At 65.4% G+C, this 20394-nt stretch carries 22 protein-coding genes; 12 read left to right on the top strand and 10 right to left on the bottom strand.

Features of this window, described 5'->3' with window-relative positions; genetic code table 11:
- Window positions 1–36: 36 nt before the first annotated feature.
- Window positions 37–435: an aspartate 1-decarboxylase autocleavage activator PanM gene (gene panM, locus IB275_RS28575; RefSeq protein ID WP_138213854.1), complete on the bottom strand. Its 399-nt coding sequence runs from the start codon at window positions 433–435 to the stop codon at window positions 37–39.
- A 140-nt stretch (window positions 436–575) separates the two neighbouring features.
- Here panM and hisB point away from each other — a divergent pair, with 140 nt between their 5' ends.
- From hisB to IB275_RS28540, 7 genes are all read left to right on the top strand, one after another.
- Window positions 576–1169 carry an imidazoleglycerol-phosphate dehydratase HisB gene (gene hisB, locus IB275_RS28570; RefSeq protein WP_015479330.1) on the top strand — a complete coding sequence of 198 codons (594 nt, stop codon included), beginning with the start codon at window positions 576–578 and terminating at the stop codon, window positions 1167–1169.
- The gene (gene hisH / locus IB275_RS28565; protein ID WP_081515338.1) at window positions 1169–1807 is read left to right on the top strand and encodes an imidazole glycerol phosphate synthase subunit HisH; all 639 of its coding nucleotides are present in this window, start codon (window positions 1169–1171) and stop codon (window positions 1805–1807) included. The genes hisB and hisH overlap by 1 nt, the downstream gene beginning before the upstream one ends.
- A gap of 3 nt (window positions 1808–1810) precedes the next feature.
- Entirely contained in the window at window positions 1811–2071 is a 261-nt protein-coding gene (locus IB275_RS28560) for a DUF2164 domain-containing protein (protein WP_045215778.1), read from the top strand.
- A gap of 40 nt (window positions 2072–2111) precedes the next feature.
- Entirely contained in the window at window positions 2112–2849 is a 738-nt protein-coding gene (gene hisA / locus IB275_RS28555) for a 1-(5-phosphoribosyl)-5-[(5-phosphoribosylamino)methylideneamino]imidazole-4-carboxamide isomerase (RefSeq protein WP_192293300.1), read from the top strand.
- Window positions 2850–2959: 110 nt separating this feature from the next.
- Window positions 2960–3730 (top strand): imidazole glycerol phosphate synthase subunit HisF, encoded by a 771-nt coding sequence (gene hisF, locus IB275_RS28550; protein WP_081515340.1) that lies wholly within the window; start codon window positions 2960–2962, stop codon window positions 3728–3730.
- Between the two features lie 298 nt (window positions 3731–4028).
- On the top strand, window positions 4029–4784 hold the full coding sequence (locus IB275_RS28545) for a substrate-binding periplasmic protein (RefSeq protein WP_412547964.1): 756 nt from the start codon (window positions 4029–4031) through the stop codon (window positions 4782–4784).
- Between the two features lie 151 nt (window positions 4785–4935).
- On the top strand, window positions 4936–5691 hold the full coding sequence (locus tag IB275_RS28540) for a substrate-binding periplasmic protein (RefSeq protein ID WP_192293652.1): 756 nt from the start codon (window positions 4936–4938) through the stop codon (window positions 5689–5691).
- An 88-nt stretch (window positions 5692–5779) separates the two neighbouring features.
- Here IB275_RS28540 and IB275_RS28535 read toward each other — a convergent pair whose 3' ends face one another.
- From IB275_RS28535 to gpmI, 4 genes are all read right to left on the bottom strand, one after another.
- Window positions 5780–6562 carry a divergent polysaccharide deacetylase family protein gene (locus IB275_RS28535; RefSeq protein WP_192293296.1) on the bottom strand — a complete coding sequence of 261 codons (783 nt, stop codon included), beginning with the start codon at window positions 6560–6562 and terminating at the stop codon, window positions 5780–5782.
- Window positions 6563–6565: 3 nt separating this feature from the next.
- Window positions 6566–7876: a S41 family peptidase gene (locus tag IB275_RS28530; RefSeq protein WP_081515343.1), complete on the bottom strand. Its 1311-nt coding sequence runs from the start codon at window positions 7874–7876 to the stop codon at window positions 6566–6568.
- A 27-nt stretch (window positions 7877–7903) separates the two neighbouring features.
- The gene (locus tag IB275_RS28525; protein WP_192293294.1) at window positions 7904–9193 is read right to left on the bottom strand and encodes a murein hydrolase activator EnvC family protein; all 1290 of its coding nucleotides are present in this window, start codon (window positions 9191–9193) and stop codon (window positions 7904–7906) included.
- Window positions 9194–9331: 138 nt separating this feature from the next.
- The gene (gene gpmI, locus IB275_RS28520; protein ID WP_192293292.1) at window positions 9332–10867 is read right to left on the bottom strand and encodes a 2,3-bisphosphoglycerate-independent phosphoglycerate mutase; all 1536 of its coding nucleotides are present in this window, start codon (window positions 10865–10867) and stop codon (window positions 9332–9334) included.
- 145 nt (window positions 10868–11012) lie between these two features.
- Between gpmI and IB275_RS28515 the strand changes: the two genes are divergently transcribed.
- From IB275_RS28515 to secB, 3 genes are read left to right on the top strand one after another with little or no spacing between them, the layout of a single operon-like run.
- Entirely contained in the window at window positions 11013–11435 is a 423-nt protein-coding gene (locus IB275_RS28515; RefSeq protein ID WP_045215789.1) for a rhodanese-like domain-containing protein, read from the top strand.
- Between the two features lies 1 nt (window position 11436).
- Window positions 11437–11691 carry a glutaredoxin 3 gene (gene grxC, locus IB275_RS28510; RefSeq protein ID WP_045215790.1) on the top strand — a complete coding sequence of 85 codons (255 nt, stop codon included), beginning with the start codon at window positions 11437–11439 and terminating at the stop codon, window positions 11689–11691.
- Window positions 11692–11728: 37 nt separating this feature from the next.
- On the top strand, window positions 11729–12211 hold the full coding sequence (gene secB, locus IB275_RS28505) for a protein-export chaperone SecB (RefSeq protein ID WP_017517171.1): 483 nt from the start codon (window positions 11729–11731) through the stop codon (window positions 12209–12211).
- 686 nt (window positions 12212–12897) lie between these two features.
- Here secB and IB275_RS28500 read toward each other — a convergent pair.
- Entirely contained in the window at window positions 12898–13296 is a 399-nt protein-coding gene (locus tag IB275_RS28500) for a hypothetical protein (RefSeq protein ID WP_225601728.1), read from the bottom strand.
- Between the two features lie 52 nt (window positions 13297–13348).
- Between IB275_RS28500 and trmL the strand changes: the two genes are divergently transcribed.
- Entirely contained in the window at window positions 13349–13810 is a 462-nt protein-coding gene (trmL, locus tag IB275_RS28495; RefSeq protein WP_081515348.1) for a tRNA (uridine(34)/cytosine(34)/5-carboxymethylaminomethyluridine(34)-2'-O)-methyltransferase TrmL, read from the top strand.
- Between the two features lie 325 nt (window positions 13811–14135).
- On the opposite strand, the gene ntrC is transcribed toward trmL, so the two are convergent.
- From ntrC to IB275_RS28475, 4 genes are all read right to left on the bottom strand, one after another.
- The gene (ntrC, locus tag IB275_RS28490) at window positions 14136–15566 is read right to left on the bottom strand and encodes a two-component system response regulator NtrC (RefSeq protein ID WP_138213866.1); all 1431 of its coding nucleotides are present in this window, start codon (window positions 15564–15566) and stop codon (window positions 14136–14138) included.
- Between the two features lie 2 nt (window positions 15567–15568).
- The gene (glnL, locus tag IB275_RS28485; RefSeq protein ID WP_192293288.1) at window positions 15569–16645 is read right to left on the bottom strand and encodes a nitrogen regulation protein NR(II); all 1077 of its coding nucleotides are present in this window, start codon (window positions 16643–16645) and stop codon (window positions 15569–15571) included.
- 206 nt (window positions 16646–16851) lie between these two features.
- Window positions 16852–17442, bottom strand: coding sequence for a DUF4124 domain-containing protein (locus IB275_RS28480; RefSeq protein WP_192293286.1), 591 nt, complete (start codon window positions 17440–17442; stop codon window positions 16852–16854).
- A gap of 2 nt (window positions 17443–17444) precedes the next feature.
- A complete protein-coding gene (locus IB275_RS28475) occupies window positions 17445–17993 on the bottom strand; it encodes a DUF4124 domain-containing protein (RefSeq protein WP_192293284.1) in 549 nt (182 codons plus the stop codon).
- 193 nt (window positions 17994–18186) lie between these two features.
- Here IB275_RS28475 and IB275_RS28470 point away from each other — a divergent pair, with 193 nt between their 5' ends.
- Entirely contained in the window at window positions 18187–20394 is a 2208-nt protein-coding gene (locus IB275_RS28470; RefSeq protein ID WP_192293281.1) for a mechanosensitive ion channel family protein, read from the top strand.

Below are 20394 nucleotides of genomic sequence, written 5' to 3'. Positions count from 1 at the left end.
ACGGGGACTTGCGGCGCGGTTCCCGGCGATGACAGGTCAGGCTGGCAGCAGCGTCAGGCCCAGGTGCTCGGCGAAGCGCACGGCTTCGGGCTGGTCTTGCGGAGCGCTCAGGCGTAGCGCGGCGCCTTGCAGGACGGCCAGGCGTTGCGCCTCTTCCAGCAGGCGCCGGGCGACGCCACGGTTGCGAGTGATCTGGCGCACGCACAGGCGGGACAGTCGCCAAGTGTCTGCGTCGCGCTCGATCCAGGCGGCGCCCAGCAGGCGATCGTTGAAGCGCCCGGTGAACAGCCGGCCCTCGGCAAGCCCTTGCTCGACCAGTTCATTGGTATCGGCGAAGGGCGCCAGCAGCCATTGCGGCGCGTCGGCGTAGATCTTCAGCAGGTCCTGGCGGTCCTGGTCGCTGGGCTGGGTCAGGTGCTGGACGACGACGGGCATGGGCAATCCTCGAAAGGCGAGCCGCGCAGTGTAGGACTATCGGCCAGCGCCGACCACCGCCCATAGCCGCGCAGCGCACGGCGCGCCTATAATGCCGCCCCTTCTTATAATTACGTGCAGTGTTAGCTGTGGAGCTGGTGATGGCCGAACGCAAGGCATCCGTCGCGCGCGACACCCTGGAAACCCAGATCAAGGTTTCCATCGACCTGGATGGAACGGGCAAGGCCCGCTTCGATACCGGGGTTCCCTTCCTCGAGCACATGATGGACCAGATCGCCCGCCACGGCCTGATCGACCTGGACATCGAGTGCAAGGGCGACCTGCATATCGATGACCACCATACCGTCGAAGACATCGGCATCACCCTCGGCCAGGCTTTTGCCAAGGCCATCGGCGACAAGAAAGGCATCCGCCGCTACGGCCATGCCTACGTGCCGCTGGACGAGGCGCTGTCGCGCGTGGTCATCGACTTCTCCGGCCGCCCCGGCCTGCAGATGCACGTGCCGTTCACCCGCGCCAGCGTCGGTGGCTTCGATGTCGACCTGTTCATGGAGTTCTTCCAGGGCTTCGTCAACCACGCCAACGTCACCCTGCACATCGACAACCTGCGCGGGCACAACACCCACCACCAGATCGAAACGGTGTTCAAGGCCTTCGGCCGCGCGCTGCGCATGGCCATCGAGCTGGATGAGCGCATGGCCGGCCAGATGCCGTCCACCAAAGGGTGCCTGTAATGCAGACCGTAGCCGTCATCGACTACGGCATGGGCAACCTGCACTCGGTGTCCAAGGCGCTTGAGCGCGTGGGCGCCGGTCGCGTGCTGGTGACCAGCGACGCCAACGTGATCCGCGAAGCGGACCGCGTGGTGTTCCCCGGCGTCGGCGCAATCCGCGACTGCATGGCCGAGATCAAGCGCCTGGGCTTCGACAGCCTGGTGCGCGAAGTCAGCCAGGACCGTCCGTTCCTCGGCATCTGCGTCGGCATGCAGGCGCTGCTGGAGCGCAGCGAGGAAAACGACGGCGTTGACTGCATCGGCCTGTTTCCCGGCCAGGTGCGCTTCTTCGGCAAGGACCTGCACGAGGATGGCGAGCACCTGAAGGTGCCGCACATGGGCTGGAACGAGGTGGCGCAGAGCGTGGATCACCCGCTGTGGCACGACATCCCGGACCGCGCGCGCTTCTACTTCGTGCACAGCTACTACATCCAGGCCGGTAACCCGCGCCAGGTGGTCGGTCGCGGCCATTACGGCGTCGATTTCGCCGCCGCGTTGGCCGACGGTTCGCGCTTCGCCGTGCAGTTTCACCCGGAGAAGAGCCATACCCATGGCCTGCAGCTGCTGCAGAACTTCGCCGCCTGGGACGGGCGCTGGTAAGCCATGGCCCGCCAGAAGGACAAGCCGGCGATCCTCGAGCTCGATGGTGCCCAGCGCCAGAGCGCGGCGCGGGCGATCCAGCGTTTCCTCGAAGATCGCTTCGAGCTGGATGTCGGTTCCTTCGAGGCCGAAGAGGCGCTGGACTTCTTCCTGCGCGAGTTCGGCCCGCTGTTCTACAACAAGGCGATCTTCGACGTGCAATCTCACCTGAAAGACCGGTTCGAGAGCATCGAAAGCGACTTGTGGGCGCTCGAGAAGAGCTGACCCGACCCCATTCACCTTTGGATTCGAGCAGGTTCAACCCATGCTGATCATCCCCGCAATCGATCTGAAAGACGGCGCCTGCGTGCGCCTGCGCCAGGGCCTGATGGAAGACGCCACGGTCTTCTCCGACGACCCGGTGTCCATGGCCGCCAAGTGGGTGGAGGGCGGCTGCCGCCGCCTGCACCTGGTGGACCTGAACGGCGCCTTCGAAGGCAAGCCGGTCAACGGTGAAGTGGTTACCGCCATCGCCAAGCGCTACCCGAGCCTGCCGATCCAGATCGGCGGCGGCATCCGCTCGCTGGAAACCATCGAGCACTATGTCCGTGCCGGCGTCAGCTACGTGATCATCGGCACCAAGGCGGTCAAGCAGCCGGAGTTCGTCGCCGAAGCGTGCAAGGCCTTCCCGGGCAAGGTGATCGTTGGCCTGGACGCGAAAGACGGTTTCGTCGCCACCGACGGCTGGGCGGAAGTGAGCTCGGTGCAGGTCATCGACCTGGCCAAGCGCTTCGAGGCCGATGGCGTCTCGGCGATCGTCTACACCGACATCGCGAAGGACGGCATGATGCAGGGCTGCAACGTCGAAGCCACCGCCGCCCTGGCCAACGCCACGCGTATTCCGGTGATCGCTTCGGGCGGCATCCACAACCTGGGTGACATCCAGAAGCTGCTGGACGCCCGCACGCCGGGCATCGTCGGCGCCATCACCGGCCGCGCGATCTACGAAGGCACCCTCGACGTCGCCGAAGCACAGGCGCTGTGCGACAGCTTCAAAGGCTGATCTGAACGCACGCTGGATGGATCGCCCTGCGAGCCATCCAGCAATGAGGAATTCGGTGGGCTGGCAGCATGGGCATCGCTGCGCTCCACCCATCCTACGAGAGCATTGCTATGGCACTGGCTAAACGCATCATTCCCTGCCTCGACGTGGACAACGGCCGCGTGGTGAAGGGTGTCAAGTTCGAGAACATCCGCGACGCCGGTGATCCGGTGGAAATCGCCCGCCGCTACGACGAGCAGGGAGCGGACGAGATCACCTTCCTCGACATCACCGCCAGCGTCGATGGCCGCGATACCACCCTGCACACCGTTGAGCGCATGGCCAGCCAGGTGTTCATCCCGCTGACGGTGGGCGGTGGCGTCAGGACGGTGCAGGACATTCGCAACCTGCTCAACGCCGGTGCGGACAAGGTCTCGATCAACACCGCCGCGGTGTTCACCCCGGAGTTCGTCGGCGAAGCCGCCGCGCGCTTCGGCTCGCAGTGCATCGTGGTCGCAATCGACGCGAAGAAGGTCTCGGCGCCGGGCGAAGCGCCGCGCTGGGAAATCTTCACCCACGGCGGCCGCAAGCCCACCGGGCTGGACGCGGTCGAATGGGCGAAGAAGATGGAAGGCCTGGGCGCTGGTGAAATCCTGCTGACCAGCATGGACCAGGACGGCGTGAAGAGCGGCTACGACCTGGGCGTGACCCGCGCCATCAGCGAGGCCGTGGGCGTGCCGGTGATCGCCTCCGGCGGCGTCGGCAACCTGGAGCACCTGGCCGCCGGCATCATCGAGGGCAAGGCCGACGCGGTGCTCGCGGCGAGCATCTTCCACTTCGGCGAGTACAGCGTGCCGGAGGCCAAGGCCTACCTGGCCAGCCGCGGCATCGTCGTGCGCTGATTCCTTCCGGGCCGGGGTTCTCCCGGCCCGATGGCTCTCTCCCGGGCCGTCCTTCCCCTGCGTCCGGTGGCCGCATCCCCTTCCTGCGCACGAAGCTTGCTAGCTGAAGCCTTCGGTCAAGGGTCTGGCGTGTCCGAGTCAAGGTACTGGCGCTCTTGATTCAAGGTACTGGCGTTCTCAACCCAAGGTACTGGCGTACCCATGTCCCATCGCCATATTCATAGGGTTTATTGACGTCAATTCTCCGAGTAAGCTCTGCGCCTTCTCAGAAATGTCATACGCAGGAAATATCTCGATGCTGAAGCGCATTCTGCTCGCATGGCTAGGCTGCGGCCTGCTTCTGGCCAGTGCGGCAAGGGCTGAAACGGATTCTTCGGACTACAGCGTGGTGCTGCTCACCGAGAACTTCCCTCCCTACAACATGGCCATCAACGGCAAGAACTTCGCCCAGGAAGACAGCATCGACGGCATCGCCGTGGATATCGTCAAGGAGATGTTCAAGCGTGCGGGCGTGCAGTACAGCCTGACCCTGCGCTTCCCCTGGGACCGCATCTACAAGCTGGCGCTGGAGAAGCCCGGCTACGGGGTGTTCGTCACCGCGCGCCTGCCCGAGCGCGAGAGCCAGTTCAAGTGGGTCGGCCCGATCGGCCCGGACGACTGGGTTCTGCTGGCCAAGGCGGACAGCCCCATCGCCCTGAACAACCTGGATGAAGCGAAGAAATACCGCGTCGGCGCCTACAAGGGCGACGCCATGGCGCAGTACCTGAGCGAGCACGGCTTCGAGCCGGTGCTGGCGCTGCGCGACCAGGAGAATGCCGCCAAGCTGCGTGACGGTCAGATCGACCTGTGGGCCAGCGGTGACCCGGCGGGTCGCTACCTGGCCAAGCAGGTGGGCGTCACCGGGCTGAAGACCGTGCTGCGCTTCAACAGCGACCAGCTGTTCCTCGCCCTGAACCGCGAGACCCCGGATGCCGTGGTGCAGAAGCTGCAGTCGGCGCTGGACAAGATGCGCGCCGAAGGCTTCGTTGACGACGTGCTCAATAGTTACCTGTAACACCCGAAGGCCGGCCACTCGCCGGCCTTTGTGTTTGGCGCCGACATCCCTCGGCGCCGGTTTTGCCACGGAAGGCAGACGAGCGAAGTAGTCCGTCCCCCTGCAGGGATGCCGCAAGCCCAATAACGATAACCAAGCGAGCGGTATGACCATGCTGAAAGTCCTGACCAAGACCCTTACCCTGGGTCTGTTGCTGGGGGCCGCCACGGCCCGCGCCGAGTTGCCCGCCGATTACAAGATGGTGTTGCTCACCGAGAACTTCCCGCCGTTCAACATGGCGGTGGATGACAAGAACTTCGCCCGTGACGATGGTATCGACGGCATCAGCGCCGACATCGTCCGCGAGATGTTCAAGCGCGCCGGTATCCAGTACAGCCTGAGCCTGCGTTTCCCCTGGGATCGCCTGTACAAGCTGGCCCTCGACAAGCCCGACTACGGGCTGTTCTCCACCACCTACACCCCTGAGCGTGTGCCGCTGTTCAAGTGGGTCGGGCCGATTGCCAAGACCCACTGGGTCCTGCTCGCGCCGCCGGGCAGCTCGATCAAGGTGAAGGACCTCAAGGACGCCGCCAAGTACAAGCTCGGCGCCTACAAGAACGACGCCGTCAGCCAGAACCTGGAGAGCCAGGGCATCCCGGTGCTCAACGCGCTGCGCGACCAGGAGAACGTGAAGAAGCTGACCACCGGCGAGATCGACCTGTGGGCCACCACCGACCCGGTGGGTCGCTACCTGGCCAAGCAGGAAGGTGTGTCCGGCCTGCAGACCGTGCTGCGCTTCAACGAGGCCCAGCTGTACCTGGCGATCAACAAGGACACCCCGGACGAGGTGGTGGCGAAGCTGCAGAAGGCGCTGGACGAAATGCGCGCCGATGGCTTCATCGAGCAGGCGACGAATAACTACCTGTAAGGCCGGCTTGGCATCGAAGCGCACGGCCGGACTTCGTAGGAGCGAGCAAGCTCGCTCCTACGAAGAACTTGCCGCTTTGTAGGCGCGTCTAGCGGTAAATCCCGTTCTGCCCATGCCCCGCCATGGCGCGGTTGCCGCGCTCGGCGATCATCAGCGACGGCTGCACCAGCTCGAAGCCCTGGGCCTTCAGGGTCGGCAGCACGCGCTTGAGCACAGCCAGGGTCGCCGGCTTCGGGTGGCCGATCATCACCACCGTGCCCTGCTTGCGCGCCAGTTTCAGGCCGCGCTGCATCTGCTCCATCACCGCCGCTTCGCTCGGATCGTCGTCAAGGAAGACGTCCCGCGACAGGCTGGCGAGGCCGATCTTCTGTGCCTCGGCAGCAGCCACGGTGGCGGCGCTGGTGCGGCTGTCGAGCAGGAACAGGTGGCGGCGCTGCAGCTCAGCAGCCAGCCAGGCCATGGCCGGGCGGTCGGCGGTCATGCGGCTGCCTTCATGGTTGTTCACGCCCTGCACGTAGGGCACCTTCGTCAGCGCGGCGTCGAGACGGCGCGCGCGCTCTTCCTGGGTCAGCTCCGGGGCCCAGGCGTAACCACCGCCGGCCGGGTCCATCGGCATGTGCAGCATCACGGTGCGCCCGCGATGGTGCGCTTCGCGCGCCAGTTCGGCGGCGTGGGGTGTATCGGGGATGATCGCCAGGGCGATGGCGGGGGAGATGTCGAGCACCTGGCGGTCGCGCGCCAGGTTCTGCCCGAGGTCGTCGATGACGATACTGACCAGCGGCTTGCCGCCGTCCGGCCGGGGCGCGGCGGCCACCGGCAGGCACAGCAGCGCGCCCAGGCACAGGCCGAAAAGCAGCCGGGCCGGGCGCATCGGTCAGTTGTTGCCGCGGCTGACGCTGAGTCCTTTCAGCAGGCTGAGGGCTTGGCTGAGCTGGTAGTCGCCATCCTGCGGGCGATCCACCGGTGGTTTGCCGGAAGTGGTCGGACGATCCTGGCCGCCATTGCCGTTGGCCAGGTGGCCCTGCAGGTCCGCTTCCTTGAAACCGTCGAATTCGCTCTTCTCGCGGGTCACCTTGGCGCGTTCCACCTCGATGTCCGGGGTGATGCCCTGGGCCTGGATGGAGCGGCCATTGGGGGTGTAGTACAGCGCGGTGGTGAGCTTCAGGGCGCGGTCGTTGTTCAGCGGCAGCACGGTCTGTACCGAGCCCTTGCCGAAGCTGTCGGTACCCATGAGGATCGCGCGCTTCTGATCCTGCAGGGCGCCGGCGACGATCTCCGCAGCCGAGGCGCTGCCACCGTTGATCAGCACCACCAGCGGGACGCCGTCGCTCGGGTCGGCCGGGTCGGCGGAGAAGCGCAGCTCGGAGTTCGGGATGCGGCCCTTGGTGTAGACGATCAGGCCCTTGGTGAGGAAGGCGTCGGCCACTTCCACCGCGGACTGCAGCACGCCGCCGGGGTTGTTGCGCAGGTCCAGCACAATGCCCTTGAGCTTGCCCTTGTTGTCATTGCGCAGCTTGGAGAGCGCCTTGACGGTCTCCTCGCCGGTGTTCACCTGGAACTGGGTGATGCGCAGGTAGCCGTAGCCCGGTTCGAGCAACTGGCTCTTCACGCTCTTGACCTTGATGACGGCGCGCTTGAGGGTTACGTCGAATGGTTTTCCGCCACCGCGCACGATGGTCAGGGTGATGGGCGAGCCGGCCTTGCCGCGCATGCTGTCCACCGCCTCGTTCATCGACTGTCCCTTGGTCGGCTTGCCGTCGATCTTGACGATCAGGTCGCCCGGCTGGATGCCGGCGTTGGCTGCGGGGGTGTCGTCGATCGGCGAGATCACCTTGACGAAGCCATCCTCGCTGCCGACCTCGATGCCCAGGCCGCCGAATTCACCGCTGGTGCTTTCCTGCAGTTCGGCGAACTCTTCCGGGCCGAGGTAGGCCGAATGCGGATCGAGGTTGCTGAGCATGCCCTTGATGGCATTTTCCAGCAGCGTCTTGTCGTCCACCGGTTCGACGTAAGCCGCCTTCACCCGGTCCAGGACCTCGGCAAAGGTGCGCAGCTCGTCGAGCGGCAGCGGAGCCTCCTTGCCGTTGGCCGCAGGGGATGCGGCCGGCGCGTCGGCGGCCTGGACCGCACCGACGCCGAGCAGCAAGGCCAGGGCCAGGGTAGTGAGACGGAAAGCTTGCGACATGTTTGGCTCCTAATGCGTGATCGCCGCTTATCCCTGCGTGCGACACCAGGTCGAAGGGTCCGCCGGGCGGCCCTGATGGCGAATGGCAAAATACACCGCCGGGGTACTCTGACCCCCGCTGGCTCCCACGGTTGCAATGGGATCGCCCGCTTTGACGGTATCGCCGGCGTCCTTCAGAAGACTTTGATTATGCCCATAAAGGCTGAGGTAGCCACCACCGTGGTCGAGAATGACCAGCAGGCCTGAGCCGCGCAGCCAGTCGGCGAACACCACGCGGCCGCCATGCACGGCGCGCACCGTACTGCCGGCGTTGGCGCCGATCAGAACGCCATCCCAGGTGGCGCGGGGGTCGTCGCCGCGCGGGCTGCCGTAGCGCGCCAGCACGCGGCCATCCACCGGCCAGGGCAGTTTGCCCTTGGTGGCGGCGAACGCGCCGCCGAAGCCGGTGCCGCTGGAAACCAACGGGCCGCTGTAGTCGGGGCGTTTGGAGGGCGTTGCGGGCTTCTCGCCGCGTGCGGCTAGTTCCTGCTCGCGCTTGACCCGCTCGCGTTCGGCGGCCAGGGCGCGCTGGCGCGCTTCCTCGGCTTCGCGGGCCTGGCGGGCGAGGGTTTCCTCGATGGTCTTGAGGACCTTGTTCAGGTCGTCCTGGCTCTGCTCGCGGTCCTTGAGCTTGCTGCTGCCGTCCTTCAGGTCGCTGTTGAGCTTGGCCAGGGTCTCCTGGCGCGCCTTGCGGGCGTCGGCCAGTTCCTGGCGGCGGGCTTCGAGGGCGGTCTGCTGGGCGACCTGCTCGTCCTTCTGCGAGGTGATTTCCTGTTCGACGTTGCTCAGCTGGCGCAGGGTCTCGTTGAAGGCCGAGAGCTGCTCCAGGCGCGCCTTGTTGATGTAGTCGTAGTAGGTGAGGGTGCGGCTGAACTTCTCGGGATGTTCCTGGTTCAGCAGCAGCTTGAGGTATTCCTGTCGGCCGCTCTGGTAGGCGGCGCGGGCCTGGATGGCGATCAGGCGCTGCTGCTCAAGGCGTGCGCCCTGGAGTTTTTTTTTCTCCGAATCGAGGCGCTGCAGTTCTTCCTCGTTCTTCTTCATCTCGTCCTGGATCTGCCTGATCTGCTTTTCCAGGTCGCCCATCTGGGTTTCGGTGGACTTGAGCTGTTTCTGCACCCCGGACTTCTCGTCCTGGATGTTCTTCAGGTTCTTCTTCAGCTCATTGATGTCTTTCTGCGTCTGCTCCAGCTGACGTTGGGCGTCGGCGCGTTCGTCGGCAACGACCGCGAGCGGGCTCAGGAGGCAGATCAGCAGCAGCGGGAGGAGGGCGCGGGGCATTGGGCGGCGGGCACCTGGATTCTGGACCGGGCTAGTATGCCCGTGGCGGGCGCTAAAAAAAACGCCCCAGGCCGCATGGCGTGGGGCGTTTGCTCTGACCGGCGGGAGATGGCTCACGTTCCCGCCCAATCGTCGTCCTTAAAGGAGGGTGACGATCGATTTGCCGGTCATCTCTTTGGGCTGTTCCAGACCCATCAGGTTCAGCAGTGTCGGGGCCACGTCGGCGAGCACGCCGCCCTCGCGAATGCTGACCTTGCGCTTGCCGACGTAGACGAAAGGCACCGGCTCGCAGGTGTGCGCGGTGTGCGCCTGGCCGGTCATCGCGTCTTCCATCTGCTCGACGTTGCCGTGGTCGGCGGTGATCAGGGCTTCGCCGCCGACCTTGTCCAGCGCCTCGACGATCCGACCGACGCAGGTATCCAGGCACTCGACGGCTTTCACTGCGGCCTCGAATACGCCGGTGTGGCCTACCATGTCGCCGTTGGCGTAGTTGACGATGATCACGTCGAAACGCTGGTTCTCGATGGCGTCGACGATCTTGTCGGTGACTTCCGGCGCGCTCATTTCCGGCTGCAGGTCATAGGTGGCGACCTTGGGCGAAGGGATGAGGATGCGTTCTTCGCCTTCGAACGGCTCTTCGCGGCCGCCGGAGAAGAAGAAGGTCACGTGGGCGTACTTCTCGGTTTCGGCGATGCGCAGCTGAGTCTTGCCGTTCTTGGCCAGGTACTCGCCCAGGACGTTGTCCAGGGATTCGGGCTTGAACGCGCTGGGTGCCGGGATGCTTGCGGCGTACTGGGTAAGCATCACGTACTCGGCCAGGTGCAGCTCGCGCTGGCGCGGGAACTCCTTGAAGCCCGGCTCGACGAAGGCGCGCGACAGTTCGCGGGCACGGTCGGCACGGAAGTTCATGAAGACCACGGCGTCGCCGTCTTCCACGCGCACCTGTTCGCCAATGCGGGTGGCCTTGACGAATTCGTCGCTCTCCCCGCGCTCATAGGCGGCGTTCAGTGCGCCCACGGCGGTGTCGGCGGTGAATTCGGCGGTGCCGTCGGTGATCAGGTTGTAGGCGGCTTCGACACGGTCCCAGCGATTGTCGCGGTCCATGGCGAAGTAGCGGCCGATGATACTGGCAGTGCGGCCCTTGCCGATGCGGGCGAAGGCGTCGTCGAGCAGCTTCAGCGAAGGCTCGGCGCTCTTGGGCGGGGTGTCGCGGCCGTCGAGGAAGGCGTGCAGGTAGATCTTCTGCGCGCCACGCTGTGCGGCCAGCTCGGCCATGGCAATCAGGTGGTCCTGGTGGCTGTGTACGCCGCCATCGGAGAGCAGGCCGAGGATGTGCACGGCCTTGCCGGCACCCGCGGCCTTGTCGACGGCACCGGTCAGCACCGGGTTCTGGAAGAACTCGCCGTCGCGGATGGCCTTGGTGACGCGGGTGAAGTCCTGGTAGACGACGCGGCCGGCGCCCAGGTTCATGTGGCCTACCTCGGAATTGCCCATCTGGCCGTCGGGCAGGCCGACGTCCATGCCCGAGCCGGAGATCAGGCCGTTCGGCTGGCTGGCCAGCAGGCGGTCCCAGTTGGGCTTCTTCGCGGCGTAGATGGCGTTGAATTCAGGGCTATCGCTATGGCCGAAGCCGTCCAGGATGATCAGGACCAGCGGTTTGCGCGTTGCAGTCATAGGTACGGCTCTTTCCGAGAATAGGGGTCAGAAAAGGACCGACATTTTACCGGTTGGTGCCGACAGACGCCATGATTGGCAGGGTTCAGCCGTCAGATACGCGCGTGTATACTGGCCGGCATTTTTACGTCTGGATGTCCTGCGCATGTCTTCGTTTCTTCCTCGTCTGATCGAATTCGCCACCCACCACTACCTGCTGGTCGGTGCCCTGGTCATCCTGCTGGTGCTGCTGGCCCTGCACGAAATGCGCAAGGGCGGCCGCGCGCTGTCCACCCGCGAGCTGACCGCCATGGTCAACGCCGAGCAGGCCGTGGTGCTGGATATCCGCCCGACCAAGGAGTTCGCCACCGGCCATATCGTCGGCGCCCTGAACATCCCGGCGGACAAGCTGAACGCCCGCCTGAGCGAACTGGACAAACACAAGGCCAAGACCATCATCGTGGTCGACGGCATGGGCCAGCATTCGGGCACCTGGTGCAGCGTGCTGCAGAAGGCCGGCTACACCGCCGCCAAGCTCTCCGGCGGCATCGGCAGCTGGCGTGGCGATAACCTGCCCCTGGTGAAGTGAGATGTCGTCGACCTTGATCTACACCAGCGCGTGGTGCCCTTATTGCATCCGCGCCAAGGCCCTGCTGGACAAGAAGGGCGTCGCCTACGAGGAAATCTCCGTGGACGGTAAGCCTGGCGTGCGCGCCGAGATGGCCAGCAAGGCGGGTCGGACTTCAGTGCCGCAGATCTGGATCGACGGAACCCACATCGGCGGCTGCGACGATCTTTACGCGCTGGAACGCGCGGGCAAGCTGGATACGCTGCTCTCGGCGTAATTCCTCATTCTGAAACGATGCACAAGAAGGTCCCGAAATGACTGAACAAGCCAGCAACGGCGCAGCCGAACAAGACAACAACCCGCAGTTCTCGCTGCAGCGCATCTACGTGCGCGACCTCTCCTTCGAGGCCCCCAAGGCTCCGGAAATCTTCCGTCAGGAGTGGCAGCCGAGCATCGCCATGGACCTCAACACCCGTCAGAAGCAGCTCGATGGCGACTTCTACGAAGTGGTCCTGACCGTTTCGGTGACCGTGAAGAACAACGAGGAAACCGCTTTCATCGTTGAAGTGCAGCAGGCTGGCATCTTCCTGATCAAGGGCCTGGACGCGTCCAGCATGAGCCACACCCTGGGCGCCTTCTGCCCGAACATCCTCTTCCCGTACGCCCGTGAAACCCTGGACAGCCTGGTTGTCCGCGGTTCGTTCCCGGCGCTGATGCTGTCCCCGGTGAACTTCGATGCGCTGTACGCGCAGGAAATCGCCCGCATGCAGGCATCCGGCGAGATCCCGGCCCAGTAAACACTGACGCCGAACGAGAAAGGCGCCTTCGGGCGCCTTTTTCTTTGCCTGCGATTCGGTGTTGATCGAATTTTGATCAGAGTTGCGCGTGCCACGGGGCTCCGGGCTCAGGCACGCTTATCCACAGGCTGTTCCAGCAGTTGCTCAGGGTTGCTGTGGGTAAGGGAGGCGCGTTCAAGTTTGGTGCATGCGCACTAGCAGGGCGCAGCGAACGTCGCGGCGGGGAGGCCCTGAAGTACCCGGTGTAGACGCTGGCGGGAGTCACTTCGCACGCCTGACGATATTCCTGAAGACCTCTGGTTTCGCGGCCTTCAGGCCGTCGGAGGGGGCTTTTGAGCGAGGCATAATGCCCTTCGAGCAATCTTGGCACGCCCTCTGCAATACCCCTGATAACAGCGATTTCAGGGGCCTCGGTACAGGCAGGCTGGGGAACCCCTCTTTTACAACTTGCGAGCGTGCCGCCCGAGGCGGTGGCCGTCGCAGCCGGTTCGGGGGTCCTGGTACAGGCAGGCCGGGAAAGCCCCCTTTTTATGCCCGCAGGCGCGCCACGGCGCACCGCGCACCCGTTAGGGGTCCTGGTACAGGCAGGCCGGGTAAACCCCTCTTTTATGCCCGCGAGCCTCCTTTCGGAGGGTTCGCTTCCCGCTTCGGGGCCCCGGACCAGGCAGGCCGGGAAAACCCCGCTTTTATTCGGGCCGCGCGCTGATGGTCAGGCGCCACCGGCCCCCGACCTCGGTGCTGTCCCAGGTACCCTGCAGGCGCCGGGTCGACAGCAGCGTCAGCAGAACCCCACGCTCCCTTGGCTCCAGCTTCCAGCGCACCGGCGCATCGCCGATCCGCAACTGGCCCTGGCGTGCGTTGCCGCTGGCGTCGATCTGCACGGCCAGGGCGCCGTCCAGATGGCCGGCGCGAACGGCGGGCTGCGCGTCCAGAGTGACTACCAATCCATCGGCGGAAGGCTCTACGGCAAGGATCTGCGGAGGCCCCTCGTGTGGCGGATTCACCAGCCGGCCAAGCATCAGGCCCAGCAGCAGGCCGAGCACGCACAGCGAAACCAGCACCTTCAACCAGGGCCTGGGCCGCATTTGCTCCTTGGCGGGGGTAGAATGCCCGCCGTTCTCAGGCTCGGAGCGCTGCATGTTCCACGTAATCCTTTTTCAACCGGAAATCCCCCCAAACACCGGCAACATTATCAGGCTGTGCGCCAACGCGGGCTGCAGCCTGCACCTGATCGAGCCGCTGGGCTTCGAGCTGGACGACAAGCGCCTGCGTCGCGCCGGGCTGGATTACCACGAGTACGCCAGCGTGCGTCGGTACGCGAGCCTGGAAGAGTGCCTGGAGCAGCTTGGCCAGCCGCGCCTGTTCGCCTTCACCACCAAGGGTTCGCAGCCGTTCCACGAAGTGGCGTATGAGCGCGGCGACGCCTTTCTGTTCGGCCCGGAAAGCCGTGGCCTGCCGGAAGAAGTGCGTGACGCCCTGCCACCGGAACAGCGCGTGCGCCTGCCGATGCGTCCTGGCTGCCGTAGCCTGAACCTGTCCAACACCGTGGCTGTGACCGTCTACGAAGCCTGGCGTCAGCACGGCTTCGCGATGGATTGAGCGTTTTCTGATCAATTCTCGCAATCCCGCGCCAGGCGGGGAGCGCAGCGGGTTGCCCCAAGCTTATCCACAGGCGGGCACACAGTGGATGTGGGCAAGCCGGAAATTCCTGCACAGAAACCACGCAAACCTCCAGACCGCGCGTGCTCTGGGCTGTAGCACGTTCCTTCCCCGTTCCGTGCACAGTGTTATCCACAGATTCTGGGGATAGATGTTGCCGGGATATGACCGCGTTCAGCCTGCGTAGCCCTTGGGCCAGGGCCTTTTTTGGAGAGCGTCGCGCAAGAAAAAAGGGGCCTTCTGGCCCCTTTCTCGTGGAAGGACTTCAGTCCTCGCCGTCGTCATCCGGGCCGTCGATCTTCATGCCCAGTTCCTTGATCTTGCGGGTCAGGGTATTGCGGCCCCAGCCCAGCAGCACGGCGGCATCGCGGCGGCGGCCGGCGGTGTGCTTGAGCGCGGTCTCGATCATGATCCGTTCGAAAGCCGGCACCGCGGTATCCAGCAGGCTGGACTGCCCGCGGCCCAGCGCCTGGTCGGCCCAGTGGCGCAGGGCCTGCTCCCAGTTGGCGGCCGGTACGCTGTCCTGCGGCTGGGTCATCAGCTCCGGCGGCAGGTCATCGATGTGCACCTCGCGGCCGGAAGCCATGACGGTGATCCAGCGGCAGGTGTTCTCCAACTGGCGCACGTTGCCCGGCCAGCCGAGGTTCTTCAGGTATTCCTCGGTTTCCGGCTTGAGCAGCTTGGGCTCCACCGCCAGTTCCTGCGCCGCGCGGGAGAGGAAGTGCCGGGCCAGCGCGGGGATGTCCTCGCGGCGGTCGGCCAAACGCGGGATGTGCACGCGGATGACGTTCAGGCGGTGGAACAGGTCCTCGCGGAACTTGCCCTCGCGCACCAGGTTTTCCAGGTTCTGGTGAGTTGCGGCGATGATCCGTACGTCCACCTTCACCGGGGTGTGGCCACCCACGCGGTAGAACTCGCCGTCTGCCAGTACGCGCAGCAGGCGGGTCTGGGTGTCGGCTGGCATGTCGCCGATCTCGTCGAGGAACAGCGAGCCGCCGTCGGCCTGCTCGAAGCGGCCGCGGCGCTGGTTGGCCGCGCCGGTGAAGGCACCTTTCTCATGGCCGAACAGCTCGGACTCCATCAGGTCCTTAGGGATTGCCGCCATGTTCAGGGCGATGAACGGCGACGCCGCGCGGGGGCTGTGGCGGTGCAGGGCATGGGCGACCAGTTCCTTGCCGGTGCCGGACTCGCCGTTGATCAGCACGGTGATGTTGGAGTGCGAGAGGCGGCCGATGGCGCGGAACACCTCCTGCATCGCCGGCGCCTCGCCGATGATTTCCGGGGTGCGCGTCTGGTTGGCCGGCGCTTCCAGGCCTTGCTGCTCCTGGGCGTGCTGGTTGGCGCGCTTGACCAGGGAGACCGCCTCGTCGACGTCGAAAGGCTTGGGCAGGTATTCGAATGCGCCGCCCTGGTAGGAGGCCACCGCGCTGTCCAGGTCCGAGTGCGCGGTCATGATGATCACCGGCAGGCGCGGGTGTACCTCGCGGATCTGCGCCAGCAGGTCGAGGCCGCTGGAGCCGGGCATGCGGATGTCGGAGATGATCACGTCCGGCTGCTGCCGGCCCAGGCGGCTCATCACGCTGTCGGCGCTGTCGAAGCTGACGGTGTTCATGCCTTCCTGTTGCAGGGCTTTTTCCAGTACCCAGCGGATGGAGCGGTCGTCGTCGACGATCCAGACGGTCTCTGATCGGCTCATGGTCAATGCACTCCTTGTTCCAGGGGCAGGAACAGACTGAATACGGTGTGGCCCGGATGGCTGTCGCATTCGATCAAGCCCTGGTGCTGGCTGATGATGTTCTGGGTAATCGCGAGGCCCAGGCCTGTGCCGTCGGCACGCCCGCTGACCATCGGATAGAAGATGGTGTCCTGCAGTTCGGCCGGGATGCCCGGGCCGTTGTCCATGATCTCCACCTTGCACACCAGGCGATGACGCGTGTGGCCGATGGTGAACTGGCGCAGGGTGCGGGTGCGCAGGGTGATGCGCCCCAGCTTGAGTTCGTTCTGCGCGGAGATCGCCTGCATGGCGTTGCGCACGATGTTGAGCACGGCCTGGATCATCTGCTCGCGGTCGATCAGCAGGTCAGGAATGCTCGGGTCGTAGTCGCGCACCAGCGGGATGGTGCCCTGGGTCTCGGCTTCCACCAGGCTGCAGACGCGTTCCAGCACTTCGTGGACGTTGGTCACCGAGAGCTGCGGCAGCTTGTTGGAGCCGAGCATGCGGTCCACCAGATTCCTCAGGCGGTCGGCTTCTTCGATGATGACGTTGGTGTAGTCCTTGAGCGATTCCTCTGGCAGCTCGCGGGAAAGCAGCTGCGCCGCGCCGCGAATGCCGCCCAGCGGATTCTTGATCTCGTGGGCCAGGCCGCGCACCAGTAGCTTGGTGGTTTCCTGCTTGGACAGCTGCGCTTCTTCCTTGGTGATCCGCAGGAGTCGGTCGCGCGGGTGGACCTCCAGCAGCAGCAGGGTGTCGCGGCGGTCGAGGATCGGCGTCACCGCGTAGTCCACGGTGATGGTCTGGCCAGTCAGCGAGGTCAGGCTCGCCTCGCGCTTGGTGAAGGGATGCGCCTCTTCCACTGCCTGGCGCAGCGACTGCAGCGCCTCGGGCGATTCGGTGAACAGCTCGCTGATGAATTGCCCGTGGCTGCGCTGGCCACTGACTGCCAGCAGCATTTCCGCCGCCGGGTTCATGTACTCCAGGCGCAGCTCGGCATTGAGCAGGATCACCGCCGTGGTGAGGTTGTCGAGCAACAGGCGGAGCTGGGTTTCTGTAGGCATGGCGTAAGAGATGTCCCAAGACTGTGCGGGAAAATGCAAAAAGCAAACCAGGCCCTGAAAAGACGCGTATTTCGCGGCATCGCGCTGATTTGCGGTGCGCAGGAGGTCGATCCGGCCAGCGGAAGTGACCCGAAATGGGGAGAGTATAGAAAGTGGTGCAGGCGTATGCACCGATATGGTGCATTTGCGCCTGGCCGCACGCCGCGTCAGCGGTCGGCGGCAGCGAGCGGGTGGGAAGTGTCCAGATCGGCCGATTCGGCCACGGAAACGCGGAACATGTGGAAGGGCTGGCTGGGCGTCTGCTCGATGGTTCGGCCGAGGGTGTCGATGATCTCTACCGAAAGCTGGTGGGTGCCCCGGTCGATGTTGTTCAGCGGGAACACCGGGCTGCGGCCGGGCTCGCCCACGGGCTTGCCGTCCAGAAGCAGGCGGTAGAGATGCCCGGGCAGCAGGGCCGGGTCGCTGGTGGCGGAGACGATCAGTGCGCCGTCATTGGCTCGCACGGTGGCGTCAGGCTCCGGCACGATGATGCGTAGCAGCTGGTAGGCCGGCGGGCCGGGAGGCAGCTCGGGCGTGGCCGGCGCGTACAGCGGCGGCGGCATGCGCACGCCGTTGGGCGAGCCGGGCTGCGAGTTGATCGGCGCCAGTTGCAGCTTTTGCGCGTTGCCGCGCGGCGGCTGATCGGTGAAGACGCGATTACCTTCCTTGTCGATGTAGGTGTAGACCTCGGCGCTGGCCGACAGGCAGAACAGCGCCGACAACAGGGTCACCGACAGGAGAGTCGCCAGATAGCGCATCGTCAGCCGCCCGTCCTGGGTTGGACCTTGGGCCGTTGCGGACTGTTGGTGCTGATGCGTTGCAGGGTGAAACTCACCGGCGCGCTGGCCTGGATCACGCGGCTTCCCTGCAGCACCTGGACTGCCAGGGTGTGGTCGCCGCGGTCGATTTCCTGCAGGCCGATGCTGGTGCTGCTGGTCGGTGCGCCGTAGGGCTGGCCGTCGAGCACCAGTTGCAGCAGATGGCCGCCTGCCAGGGCGGGCTGCACCACGACATTGACGATGAAGGTGCCGTTGTTCTGCCGTAGCGACTCGTCATCCGGCAGGTTGCTCAGCGCAAGAATGGCGTAGGGAGTGGCGGTCTGGGTCGCAGTGCCGCTGTCGGCGGGCGCTGCGACCGGGCCTTGCGGGCCGACGGTGTTGGTCGGCGGCAGCTCCACGGGCTTGGCGTCGACATCGGTCGGCGGCTGGTTGGTGAACACTGTCTTGCCGTTGGCGTCGGTGTACTTGTAGATCTGCGCGCTGGCTGGCAATGCGGCGGCGAGCAGCAGGGCGGTGAGGATCAGGCGCATGAAAAATCTCCGGATGGTCATGCCAAGCCTTGCACCGCCGACGGCGGCTGGCAAGTTGCCTATTGTCTTTCAGCGGGGCGCCGCGCGTTGTGCGCTGCTGCTCGTGGGGGGACCTTTCCTGCGCGGGACGGGTCCGAGCTTGGCGCCGGCGTCTGTATGATGCGGCAAGCGTGATTGTCCATGTTGGTGGGGTATGCCTGTGAGTCCGATTCGTTACCTGCTTCGTCAGTGGCTGCTGCTGTGCTGTCTGGGCCTCGGCTTGTCCGTCGCCGGGCCCGCGCTGGCGGCGCTTCCCGGGCCGCTGGCCGGGGTGACGGGAGGTGGCGAGGCGAAGGTCAGCGACGCCCAGCTGGAGCAGTCGCTGAACCAGGTGATCAAGACCCTGGAGAACGACCAGCAGCGCGCCGACCTGCTGAAGAAGCTCAAGCAGTTGCGCGACGCCACGCAGAAGAGTTCCGAGGACCAGGGCGGCGTGCTCGGTCTGATCGGCGATACCCTGGGTAGCCTGGAGCGCCAGTTCGAGGGCGCCAACAGCCCGGTGGTGCGCTGGAGTGAACTGTTCCAGGGCGCCGGCTTTGAGCTCGACGCCCGCACCCCGTCGCTGGCGGAATGGCCGGGGATGATCCTCGATTTCGCCCTGGTCATCCTCATCTGGGCCTGCGTCGCGCTCGGCCTGCGCTGGATCGCCGGGCGCATGCGCAAGCGCTTCGGCCTGGAGGGCGAGCTGCCGCAACATCCCAAGACCCGCGACCTGCTGCTGTTCGCCCTGCGCAAGCTCGGTCCCTGGCTGGTGGCCTTCCTGATCACCGTCTACCTGTCCCTGGTGCTGCCCAGCTCGCTCGGCAAGCTGGTGGCGATGGTGATCGCCTACACCCTGGTGTGCGGTACGCTGTTCTCCGCGCTGTGCGTGATCTCCCTGTCGCTGCTCAGCGGCCCGCACCGCATGCGCGCGCTGGATATCCTGCGCCGCCGCGCCTTCCGGCCGCTCTGGCTGATCGGCAGCCTCGCGGCGCTGGGTGAAGTGATGCACGACCCGCGCGTCATCGAGAGTCTGGGGATGAACATCTCGCTGTTTGTCGGTTCTGTGGCGAACATCTGTGCCGCGCTGCTCACCGCGCTGTTCGTCCTGCAGTTCCGCCGGCCCATCGCCCACCTGATCCGCAACCAGCCGCTGGAGCGTCGCCTCAAGCGCCGGGGCCTGAGCGACCTGGTGGAGCTGATCGGCTCGATCTGGTTCCTGCCGGTGCTGGTGCTGGTGGGCATCTCGCTGTTCGCCACCATCGTCACCGCCGGCGACAGCAGCTACGCCCTGCGCCGCGCCCTGGTCTGCGCCGCCGTTGCGGTGGTGGCGATGACCGTCAACGGTCTGATCCGCCGCGCCCACCAGCGCTCCGCGCGGCGCGGTGCGCGTCGCCATGCGCCGTATATCGAGCAGTTGCAGAGCTTTGGCTACACGCTGCTACACATCGGCAGCCTGCTGTTCTTCCTGGAGATCGGCCTGCGCGTCTGGGGCATGTCGCTGGTGCGTTTCGCCGAAGGCGACGGCTCGCAGATCAGCCTCAAGCTGTTCAGCTTTGGTACCACCCTGCTGGTTGCCTGGCTGGTCTGGATTCTTACCGACACTGCGGTGCAGCACAGCCTCGGCCTGGGCGGCAAGAAGAGCGCCAACGCCCGCGCGCTGACCATGCTGCCGCTGATCCGAAACGTGCTGTTCGTGACCATCGCGGTGATTGCTCTGATCGTCGCGCTGGCCAACATGGGCATGAACGTCACGCCGCTGCTCGCCGGTGCTGGTGTCATCGGTCTGGCCATCGGCTTTGGTGCGCAATCACTGGTGGCGGACCTGATCACCGGCCTGTTCATCATCATCGAGGACTCGCTGTCCATCGACGACTACGTCGACGTAGGTGGCCACCTCGGTACGGTGGAGGGGCTGACCATCCGCACGGTACGCCTGCGTGACCTGGATGGCGTGGTGCACACCATCCCGTTCAGCGAGATCAAGAGCATCAAGAACTACTCGCGGCAGTTCGGCTACGCCATGTTCCGCTGGCCGGTGCCGGCAAGCATGCCGATCGATGACGCGCTGGCGCTGGTCAAGGAAGTCTCCGGCGAACTGCGCGGCGACCGCACCATCAACCGCGCCATCTGGTCGCCTCTGGAAATCCAGGGCATCGAGAGCTTCGACGCCGGCCAGGCGATCCTGCGCTTCCGCTTCAAGACCGCGCCGATCCGCCAGTGGGAAGTGCAGCGTGCCTTCAACCTGCGCCTGCGGCAGAAGCTCGACAAGGCCGGGCTGGAGCTCTCCATGCCGCGCCTGAACGTGCAGCTCTCGCGCATGCGCAAATCGCGCCGCGAGGACGACGAGGAGTCGGGCGTGCCGGCAGACGGCGGGATCTGA

Source organism: Pseudomonas sp. PDM21, from assembly GCF_014852505.2.
Lineage (GTDB): Bacteria > Pseudomonadota > Gammaproteobacteria > Pseudomonadales > Pseudomonadaceae > Pseudomonas.
Note: the sequence above shows the minus strand (reverse complement) of the source record. Positions and strands in the feature narration are given on the sequence as shown.

What these genes read in the sequence shown, in the direction of transcription:
- glnL (WP_192293288.1), bottom strand. Translation starts at nt 16,645, where the DNA reads ATGCCTACAGAAACCCAGCTCCGCCTGTTGCTCGACAACCTCACCACG.
- IB275_RS28470 (WP_192293281.1), top strand. Translation starts at nt 18,187, where the DNA reads ATGCCTGTGAGTCCGATTCGTTACCTGCTTCGTCAGTGGCTGCTGCTG.
- gpmI (WP_192293292.1), bottom strand. Translation starts at nt 10,867, where the DNA reads ATGACTGCAACGCGCAAACCGCTGGTCCTGATCATCCTGGACGGCTTC.
- trmL (WP_081515348.1), top strand. Translation starts at nt 13,349, where the DNA reads ATGTTCCACGTAATCCTTTTTCAACCGGAAATCCCCCCAAACACCGGC.
- IB275_RS28525 (WP_192293294.1), bottom strand. Translation starts at nt 9,193, where the DNA reads ATGCCCCGCGCCCTCCTCCCGCTGCTGCTGATCTGCCTCCTGAGCCCG.
- IB275_RS28475 (WP_192293284.1), bottom strand. Translation starts at nt 17,993, where the DNA reads ATGCGCCTGATCCTCACCGCCCTGCTGCTCGCCGCCGCATTGCCAGCC.
- IB275_RS28500 (WP_225601728.1), bottom strand. Translation starts at nt 13,296, where the DNA reads ATGCGGCCCAGGCCCTGGTTGAAGGTGCTGGTTTCGCTGTGCGTGCTC.
- hisB (WP_015479330.1), top strand. Translation starts at nt 576, where the DNA reads ATGGCCGAACGCAAGGCATCCGTCGCGCGCGACACCCTGGAAACCCAG.
- IB275_RS28535 (WP_192293296.1), bottom strand. Translation starts at nt 6,562, where the DNA reads ATGCGCCCGGCCCGGCTGCTTTTCGGCCTGTGCCTGGGCGCGCTGCTG.
- IB275_RS28560 (WP_045215778.1), top strand. Translation starts at nt 1,811, where the DNA reads ATGGCCCGCCAGAAGGACAAGCCGGCGATCCTCGAGCTCGATGGTGCC.
- hisA (WP_192293300.1), top strand. Translation starts at nt 2,112, where the DNA reads ATGCTGATCATCCCCGCAATCGATCTGAAAGACGGCGCCTGCGTGCGC.
- grxC (WP_045215790.1), top strand. Translation starts at nt 11,437, where the DNA reads ATGTCGTCGACCTTGATCTACACCAGCGCGTGGTGCCCTTATTGCATC.
- IB275_RS28480 (WP_192293286.1), bottom strand. Translation starts at nt 17,442, where the DNA reads ATGCGCTATCTGGCGACTCTCCTGTCGGTGACCCTGTTGTCGGCGCTG.
- ntrC (WP_138213866.1), bottom strand. Translation starts at nt 15,566, where the DNA reads ATGAGCCGATCAGAGACCGTCTGGATCGTCGACGACGACCGCTCCATC.
- panM (WP_138213854.1), bottom strand. Translation starts at nt 435, where the DNA reads ATGCCCGTCGTCGTCCAGCACCTGACCCAGCCCAGCGACCAGGACCGC.
- IB275_RS28530 (WP_081515343.1), bottom strand. Translation starts at nt 7,876, where the DNA reads ATGTCGCAAGCTTTCCGTCTCACTACCCTGGCCCTGGCCTTGCTGCTC.
- secB (WP_017517171.1), top strand. Translation starts at nt 11,729, where the DNA reads ATGACTGAACAAGCCAGCAACGGCGCAGCCGAACAAGACAACAACCCG.
- hisH (WP_081515338.1), top strand. Translation starts at nt 1,169, where the DNA reads ATGCAGACCGTAGCCGTCATCGACTACGGCATGGGCAACCTGCACTCG.
- hisF (WP_081515340.1), top strand. Translation starts at nt 2,960, where the DNA reads ATGGCACTGGCTAAACGCATCATTCCCTGCCTCGACGTGGACAACGGC.
- IB275_RS28515 (WP_045215789.1), top strand. Translation starts at nt 11,013, where the DNA reads ATGTCTTCGTTTCTTCCTCGTCTGATCGAATTCGCCACCCACCACTAC.
- IB275_RS28540 (WP_192293652.1), top strand. Translation starts at nt 4,936, where the DNA reads ATGCTGAAAGTCCTGACCAAGACCCTTACCCTGGGTCTGTTGCTGGGG.